We start from the raw sequence: 7,691 nt of genomic DNA, 5'->3' as shown, positions 1-7,691 counted from the left end.
CAAGGCACCGCAGCTGCATCTCATTTATGGTTAATTTAATGGCTGGATTAATTGCCTACACTTTTCAGACTAAAAAGCCGAGTATAAAAGTGACTCGACTTTAATTCTTATGCAGATCTGAGGTTAATGTACTTAAATCATAATCACTAAAGTTATTAAGCTCTAATTCGCTTATAAACATGGTAGGCACGCCATGAAGTCCGGTGCACTTTTCTTGTTGTACCACCTCTAATGTGGTTTTTGGATCGAAAGAATCACTAGGATAAATAGCCGCAGCGCCTTTACTTACACACAATAAGCTACCCAAAACCATGCCAAAACAGTTATAAAGCGGTACAGGGATACAGAGCTTATCGCGTTCAGTAAAATGCATTGCTTGGGCAACAAGCAGTGCATTATTAAGAATATTTTTATGCGTTAGCGTAGCCCCTTTAGGGTTTCCTGTGGTGCCAGAGGTAAACTGAATATTAATGTCTTGATTGCAATTGAGGGTTTTAGCCACCGCTTGAAGTTCTAACTGGTGGGCTTCTGAGGGTAAAGCGAGAATTTCATTAAATGAAAACATGCCATTTACTGGCTCATCACCTATGCAAATTACATTTTTTAATGAAGGAAGCTGAGCGGCTTTTAATTCCCCTTTTTGGCAACTGTTTAGCTCTGGGGCTAAACTTTGTAGCATATTAATATAGTGACTGCCCTTAAACGCTGTGGCAGTAATAAGTGTAGAGCATTCAACACTATTAAGGGCATATTGCAGTTCATTTGGGCGGTAAGCGGGGTTAATACACACCATGATTGCGCCGATTTTGGCCGTGGCAAATTGAGTTAAGCACCATTGTATATTATTGGGTGACCAAATACCGACCCTGTCACCGGGCTTTACCCCTAATGCCAACAGGCCCATAGCCAGCTGATCAATCTGTTGCTGAAATTCTTTATAGCTTAAGCGAATATTTTGATGAGCAACAACAACTGCGAGTGCTTCAGGGTTATTGTCGACAATTGAGTCAAGGTATTCTCCAATAGCTTGCTCTACCAGTGGTGTGCTTTGACTCCCCTTAAAATAACTATTTGATAGCGGTATAGTGTTTGTTTGTTCTACTTCTTTGAGCACTGTTTGTGTCGCTTTCATGACATTCTCCATGTTTTTATCTATCCAAGGCCTGTTGATTAAATAAACACGAATTGTCGACAAAGGGGAGGGGGTAGACTAATGTCTTACACTTGTATTTGGAAAGTTTAAGCATAAAAAAACGCGTAATATTGAGCTATTACGCGTTTCTACAAAAAGGGGAATTAATTTACATTTCGTCGCTGCGGTAGGTTTTTTTCATAATGTATACATAGGCATTAACAAAAGCGTTTTCTTGGTACTTTTTAAGGCCTGTGTCTTCAAACGCAATAGGTATAGGGTTGCGTTTAAGCTGCTCTTTAATTTCGGTCGTTGAGAACACGCGAACGTCTAACTCTTCAATTAATTGAATCGCTGTTTCCATTTTAAAGCCCTTTGCACTGCCTGCAAATTTACCTTTAGGTTGGCGCTCACGAATGGCAACAGAATCAATTTGGTAATCTTGCATCAGTTTTGCAAAATCAAATTGAAATTTACGCATTATTTCAGTGTCGTTACCGTTACCTAAGGTAAAGCGTGTTTGGCGCACATCGCGAATATCAAATACGTCGTTATCTTTACTTAAAATACAAAGTAGTACATCACTACCGGTAATTTCTACACCACATGTTCTCATTGCTGTTCTCTAATATAACTTAATTGCTTGGTATTATACCCAACATCTAATAAATTGCGAGAGCAAGGCGGCGCAGGTGCATTTTAATAATCAATAAACTCAAGTTGTCACATGCTTAATTTAAATTAGCGAGCGAAAAACAAAAAAATGACAATTTTAGGTAAAATTTCAAGTAATGAGCGCGCTTTAAACTTGTAATTGATACTCTATCACGCGACAATATCTTTTTTGTAGTTGAGCAGACTCAGCATCTACATTAATCATTTATGGCGAAAAATAGTCAATGCTTATTCGTAAAAGCGTTGTCGAGTCATTCTCATTTAATTTATTTAAAAATACACGTGATACATTGTAGGTGTCACCACTGTATGTAAGGATTTATAATGCCAGTTATTACTCTTCCTGACGGCAGTCAGCGTAGTTTTGAAAACCCTGTAAGTACTCTTGATGTAGCTAACGACATTGGCCCAGGCCTAGCTAAAGCAACCATTGCTGGTCGCGTTAATGGCGAGCGTGTTGATGCGTGCGATATGATCAAAGAAGATTCGCGTCTTGAGATCATCACCGCAAAAGATGACGACGGCCTAGAGATTATTCGTCACTCGTGTGCTCACTTAATCGGTCACGCAGTTAAGCAGCTTTTCCCAGACGCTAAAATGGCTATTGGTCCAACTATTGATAACGGTTTTTACTACGATATTGATATGGAACACTCTTTGTCTCAAGAAGACTTAGACGCTATTGAAAAGCGTATGTTGCAACTTGCAAAAACAAACTACGACGTAGTGAAAAAAAATGTAAGCTGGCAAGAAGCACGCGATACGTTTGAAGCGCGTGGCGAAACATACAAAATGGAAATTTTGGACGAAAACATCGCAAAAGATGATCGCCCAGGATTATACCACCACGAAGAATACGTAGACATGTGTCGTGGCCCGCACGTACCAAACATGAAATTCTGCCAAAACTTCAAAATAATGAAAGTAGCTGGTGCTTACTGGCGTGGCGACTCTGAAAACAAAATGCTACAGCGTATTTACGGCACAGCGTGGGGCGATAAAAAGCAACTTAAAGCGTACCTTAAACGCTTAGAAGAGGCTGAAAAACGCGATCACCGCCGTATTGGTAAAGCGCTTGATTTATGGCACTGGCAAGAAGAAGCGCCAGGCATGGTATTTTGGCACAACGATGGTTGGAGCATTTACCGCGAGCTTGAAGAATTTGTTCGTGAAAAACTGCGTGAGTACAGCTACGAAGAAGTTAAAGGTCCAATGATGATGGACCGCTCTTTGTGGGAAAAATCAGGTCACTGGGAAAAATACTCAGACGCCATGTTTACCACAGAGTCTGAAAAACGCGAATACGCTATAAAACCAATGAACTGCCCAGGTCACGTGCAAATTTTTAACCAAGGTTTAAAATCGTACCGTGATTTACCACTGCGTATGGCCGAGTTTGGTTGTTGTCACCGTAACGAACCATCAGGCGCTTTACACGGCTTAATGCGTGTACGTGGCTTTACACAAGATGATGCTCACGTGTTCTGTACAGAAGAGCAAGTAATGGACGAAGTTTCAGCGTGTATTAAGATGGTTTATGATACATATGAGACATTCGGTTTTGACAAAATTGTAGTTAAGCTTTCTACGCGTCCTGAAAAACGCATCGGCGACGATGAAATTTGGGACAAAGCAGAGGTTGCATTAGCCGATGCACTTAAAGCAAACGACATTGAATTTGATTACCTACCAGGTGAAGGTGCCTTTTACGGACCTAAAATTGAATTTACTTTGTACGATTGTTTAGACAGAGCGTGGCAATGTGGTACAGTGCAACTCGACTTTGCATTACCGGGTCGTTTAGGCGCTACTTATGTAGCAGAAAACAACGAACGACGCACTCCAGTTATGATACACCGTGCTATTTTAGGCTCAATTGAGCGCTTTATCGGTATTTTAACTGAAGAATACGCTGGTTTATTCCCAACGTGGCTTGCTCCAAAGCAAGTGGTAATTATGAACATTACCGATAAACAAGCAGATTACGTGCACGAAATTGTACAAAAATTAAATAAACTTGGAATTAGAGCCGCTGCTGACTTGAGAAATGAGAAGATTGGCTTTAAAATCCGAGAACATACACTTAAGCGTATTCCTTACTTACTCGTTGTTGGCGATAAAGAAGTTGAACAACAGGAAGTAGCAGTACGTACCCGCACAGGTGAAGACCTAGGCAAATTTAATGTTGATGATTTTGTAGCTAAAATTAGCGAAGAAATTAAAAATCGACAGTAAAAATCGAGCGTGTAGGGCAATCACAAACAGCCAACTACACGCTTATATTATTGATATTCTTGGAGGAACGTACCATTAGAGGCGGCAAGAAAGGGCAACAAACAGCTCAAAAAAATCGTATTAACGAAGAAATTACAGCTCAAGAAGTTCGTTTAATCGACATCGAAGGCGAACAAGCTGGAATTCAGTCATTAAAAGACGCACAAGCTATGGCTGATGCAGCGGGTGTTGATCTTGTAGAGATTAGCCCAAACGCTGAGCCGCCTGTTTGTAAGGTTATGGACTACGGTAAGTTCATCTTTGAAAAAAGCAAAGAACTAAAAGAGCAGAAGAAGAAGCAAAAGCAAATCCAGATTAAAGAAATCAAATTCCGTCCTGGCACGGATGAAGGTGACTATCAGGTTAAGCTGCGCAACTTACGTAAGTTCTTAGAAGCTGGCGATAAAGCTAAGATTACTATCCGCTTCCGTGGCCGCGAAATGGCTCACCAAGAAATTGGTATCGAATTATTAAACCGTGTTAAGGCTGATTTAGAAGAACTTGCAGTAGTTGAGTCTTTCCCAAATCGTGTTGAAGGCCGCCAAATGGTTATGATGATGGCGCCTGTTGCTAAAAAATAATTTTTAAGCGATAATACGCACCGAATTTAGCTCAGGTACCCAAGTAATATGCAAATATTCACCTGTTCTAACCGGTTTTAAAGTAAAATTGCGGCATTTTTGCTGGGTTTTCACCGGAATATGGCAGTAAGTTAGGCCTAAAAGTGGAGCTATAGAAATATATCTCACGCCTGCTTACTAATTTTTAAGCAATACATTTGGAGTTATTGCAATGGCTTATAAGCTAAAAAGTCACAGAGGCGCTGCTAAGCGTTTCAAGAAAACTGCTTCTGGCGGTTTCAAGCGTAAACAAGCGCATCTTCGTCACATTCTGACTAAGAAAACTTCTAAGCGTAAGTTACACCTACGTCCTAAGATGATGGTTCATAAAAATGACCATGGTCTAGTTTCACGTATGTTACCATTCGCTTAATAGGGGTTTTTAGAAATGGCAAGAGTTAAACGCGGCGTTGTCGCACGTGCACGTCACAAAAAAGTTTTAAAGCAAGCTAAAGGTTACTACGGAGCACGTTCACGTGTTTACCGCGTAGCTTTCCAGGCAGTTACTAAAGCGGGTCAATACGCTTACCGTGACCGTCGTGCTAAGAAACGTACTTTCCGTCAATTATGGATTGCACGTATCAATGCAGCTTCACGTCAAAATGGTCTGTCTTACAGCCGTTTTATCAATGGTCTTAAAAAGACTTCTGTAGAAATCGATCGTAAGATCCTTGCAGATATCGCTGTTTACGACCAAGTTGCATTTGCAGCGCTTGTTGAAAAAGCAAAAGAAGGCCTAGCGGCAGCTTAAGCTTTTTTAAATAAGTAATAAAGAGGAGCCCTAGGCTCCTTTTTTTGTGCCTGTAATTTAAGACTCACTGAATAATATCCCCCCGCAATGATACTTTATTATTTTGATGGCTAAATGTGTCGCTATCTGCGTTAAAAAACTCTCGTTTAGAACAACTAAATAGCGAATTTTCCCTAGCTATTAACACATTAATCCATTCTCAAAATAGATCTCTTAATTAAGCGGATTGGTATAAACAACGAATTTTTAGCAAGCTATTGACACTTTTCCCCAGCCTTAAAATTAACTACTTTAATAAACACTTTATTAAGTGCATGGGTATAAACGGGCTTTCTTTTTTGTTGAATCACCGCACTTTTATAATATTGCTATGTTTACTTGGTATAATTTATTTTATTAAAGCGTTTTTTAGAGAAAACTATGTTTGCAAGCCTGTTATTTTTATCTGCAATTGTGGCAGATAACAGTCATTTACCGCCTCTTATTCCTTGGCAAGGTGATAGCGTTTCATTATTACAGCAGCAAGGCCCGTTAACCACTGATTTTGAGTTATCTCAGGGTAAAGCCTCGCCAAACTATGCCGATACCATGGCGTTTGTAGATAGGCTTGTAGCGGCAAATCCCACGCAGTTTCAGTCTCAAATAATAGGCTACAGTAATAGTAATCGCGCTATTAAAATGGTGGTTGCTAGTGAACAAGGTTTTTTTGAAGCAGGGCAAATGGCCAACAGCACTAAGCCCACCGTTTTTATCCAAGCCGGTATTCATGCAGGTGAGATAGATGGTAAAGACGCCATGTTTATGTTACTGCGCGATATTGCAACCGGTAAGCGCCGTGATATTTTAAAAAAGGTAAACATACTTTTTATTCCTATTTTAAACGTAGATGGGCATGAACGCAGCAGCGCATTTAATCGCATAAATCAGCGCGGCCCTGAAAAAATGGGCTTTAGAACCAATGCAAATAATCTAAACCTTAACCGCGATTTTACTAAGTTAGATACACCAGAGGTGAGAAGTGTTTTAAAGGTTATTAATGATTACAACCCAAACTTATACATTGATGTGCATGTTACCGATGGCGCCGATTATCAGTACGATGTGACCTATGGTTATAACCCTGTATTTGCAAGCGAATCGCCTGCTATATCTGATGCATTAGATCAGTATATAAAGCCGGTTATTGACGAAACATTACAAAAGCAAGGGCATATACCTGGGCCATTGGTGTTTGTTATGGATAAACGCGACTTTAAAAAAGGCCTTGCAGGTTGGGTGGCTACACCGCGTTTTTCAAATGGGTGGGGCGATTTAAAATCATTACCAACAATTTTAGTCGAAAACCATTCTTTAAAACCTTATCAACAACGCGTATTAGGCACCTATGTATTTTTAGATGGGGCAATAAACGCGCTTTCTCAGTACAGTCATGAGCTTGCGAACGCCGTTAAAAAAGAGCAAGAATTTGTACCTGAGAAACTAATTGTTAAACGAGGTTATGCTAAAAAAGCAGACACAATCAGTGAGTTTAAAGGGGTAGAATACACATCAAGTGTAAGTGCGCTTTCGGGGCAAACTGAGGTGAAATATTTAGGTAAAGCCTATACCTACACTGACTTACCGATTTATTGGCAAAAACAGGTTGAACGAGTTGTTGATGTGCCTGAAGCGTTTTTTGTTCCGCCTGTATATAGCGATATAATAGAAAAGCTTAAGTTACATGGGGTGTCAGTAAACAAACTTAAAGGCGCGAATACGCAACCTTTAAAGCTTGCCAAAGTACTTGATTACTCGTTTGATAAAGCCCCATTTGAAGGGCGCTTTAGAGTCTCTGCAAGTTTTGATTATGTACCAGCAATAAATGTAGATTTAGACGGATGGTATCAAGTAAATACGCAGCAAAAAGCAGGGGAGTTAGCGGTTCATTTATTACACCCAGAGGCTCCTGATTCATTTTTTGCGTGGGGTGAGTTTAATACAATTTTTCAACGAACAGAGTACATGGAAAACTACGCGTTAATTCCTTACGCAAGGAAAATGCTTAAAGACAACCCAAAACTTGCTCTCGAGTTTGATAAAAAACTTCAAGATAAAGCATTTGCGCAAGATGCCAATGCACGTTTGCACTGGTTATATTCACACACGCCATTTTATGACGAAGCGTATTTGAAATACCCAATTTTAATGTCGTATGAGCAAGTAGCCGTTATTCCCGATCAAAAAGATAAAGAAATTTAAT

Annotated in this window: 6 protein-coding genes and 2 pseudogenes; 6 read left to right on the top strand and 2 right to left on the bottom strand. The window is 39.9% G+C overall.

What is annotated here, in order from left to right:
• A pseudogene (locus tag PSI06_RS21655) lies at positions 1 to 104 on the top strand (IS982 family transposase); the annotation flags it as partial.
• Positions 105 to 124: 20 nt separating this feature from the next.
• Here the strand turns inward: PSI06_RS21655 and PSI06_RS06590 are convergent.
• Positions 125 to 1,132 (bottom strand): annotated as a pseudogene (locus PSI06_RS06590) (AMP-binding protein); the annotation flags it as partial.
• A 169-nt stretch (positions 1,133 to 1,301) separates the two neighbouring features.
• Positions 1,302 to 1,748, bottom strand: a complete 447-nt coding sequence (locus tag PSI06_RS06585) for a DUF3010 family protein (RefSeq protein WP_273603268.1) — start codon at positions 1,746 to 1,748, stop codon at positions 1,302 to 1,304.
• A 383-nt stretch (positions 1,749 to 2,131) separates the two neighbouring features.
• On the opposite strand from PSI06_RS06585, the gene thrS reads away from it, so the two are divergent.
• The 5 genes from thrS (at position 2,132) to PSI06_RS06560 (ending at position 7,690) form a co-directional block, all read left to right on the top strand.
• Entirely contained in the window at positions 2,132 to 4,042 is a 1,911-nt protein-coding gene (gene thrS / locus PSI06_RS06580; RefSeq protein WP_273603267.1) for a threonine--tRNA ligase, read from the top strand.
• A gap of 59 nt (positions 4,043 to 4,101) precedes the next feature.
• Positions 4,102 to 4,662: a translation initiation factor IF-3 gene (infC, locus tag PSI06_RS06575; protein ID WP_024034072.1), complete on the top strand. Its 561-nt coding sequence runs from the start codon at positions 4,102 to 4,104 to the stop codon at positions 4,660 to 4,662.
• A gap of 211 nt (positions 4,663 to 4,873) precedes the next feature.
• Positions 4,874 to 5,074, top strand: coding sequence for a 50S ribosomal protein L35 (gene rpmI, locus PSI06_RS06570; RefSeq protein ID WP_004587840.1), 201 nt, complete (start codon positions 4,874 to 4,876; stop codon positions 5,072 to 5,074).
• Positions 5,075 to 5,089: 15 nt separating this feature from the next.
• Complete coding sequence (rplT, locus tag PSI06_RS06565) at positions 5,090 to 5,452, top strand: 50S ribosomal protein L20 (RefSeq protein WP_004587841.1); 363 nt, start codon at positions 5,090 to 5,092, stop codon at positions 5,450 to 5,452.
• Positions 5,453 to 5,872: 420 nt separating this feature from the next.
• Positions 5,873 to 7,690 carry a M14 family metallopeptidase gene (locus tag PSI06_RS06560; protein ID WP_273603266.1) on the top strand — a complete coding sequence of 606 codons (1,818 nt, stop codon included), beginning with the start codon at positions 5,873 to 5,875 and terminating at the stop codon, positions 7,688 to 7,690.
• The last annotated feature ends 1 nt before the right edge of the window (position 7,691 follow it).

The organism is Pseudoalteromonas sp. GABNS16E (assembly GCF_028598715.1).
In the GTDB taxonomy this organism is placed as follows: domain Bacteria; phylum Pseudomonadota; class Gammaproteobacteria; order Enterobacterales; family Alteromonadaceae; genus Pseudoalteromonas; species Pseudoalteromonas atlantica.
The sequence above is the reverse complement of the archived record's forward strand: the minus strand, read 5'-3'. Positions and strand labels throughout refer to the sequence as shown.